General features: G+C 37.9%; 1 protein-coding gene. It reads left to right on the forward strand.

Translation table 11 applies throughout. The features are described 5' to 3' along the window. Positions 1-750: helicase C-terminal domain-containing protein (locus tag AC1DSL_RS18970; RefSeq protein ID WP_477533440.1), on the forward strand; the 750-nt coding region annotated here is incomplete at its 5' end. Between the last annotated feature and the right edge of the window lie 44 nt (positions 751-794).

The raw sequence follows: 794 nt of genomic DNA on the forward strand, positions 1-794 counted from the left end.
GTCGATTGGTTGGAAGAAAAAGATGGTATTGAGACATTAGTCATCATGCCACGTCTCGTAACAGATATTTTAAATGAAAAATTATTCACAAATAAATTGCCTGTTGTTTTCTCTTCAGCCACTTTATCGGTTAATAAAGACTTCACCTATATTTCAGATGCTTTAGGTATCGATCAGTACCATTCGTTTAGTGTTCCATCTCCATTTGATTACGACCAAGTAATGCAGATATTTGGTCATTCTGTCGATAGTGAAACGAAAGCAAAGAAAGCACGAGAACTACTCTTGCAATCTAAAGAGCCCACCTTGTTATTGTTCAAGTCGAAGAGTGATATGGTGAATTTTGAAAATTCCCTTTCAGTTGAAGAAAGAATGGGTATGGTTTTTGAAGGAGAACGTGAATTATCATCCATTGTGCGTGATTTCCAAGCTGGGCATATCGCTACATTATGTTCATACCATTTATGGGAAGGGCTTGATTTGCCTGCAGAAGCTTTAACACGCGTGATTATATTTGATTTACCTTTCCCTCCGCATGATCCTTTGTTCGATGCGAAACGAAAATTTTCTAATGATCCTTTTGCAGAAGTCGAATTGCCGTTTATGTTGTTACGCCTTCAACAAGGAATTGGCCGTTTGATACGGACATCTGCCGATCATGGATCCATCCACTTGTTACTGAATGATGATGAAAAGCAATTGAGTACAGATTTTACACATATACTCCCAGTAGAAATATCATGGGTATAAAGTAAAGCCCATCCTGATAAATAGGCTCAGACTGAAGACAAACT

The organism is Paenisporosarcina sp. P4_D4, assembly GCF_056401835.1.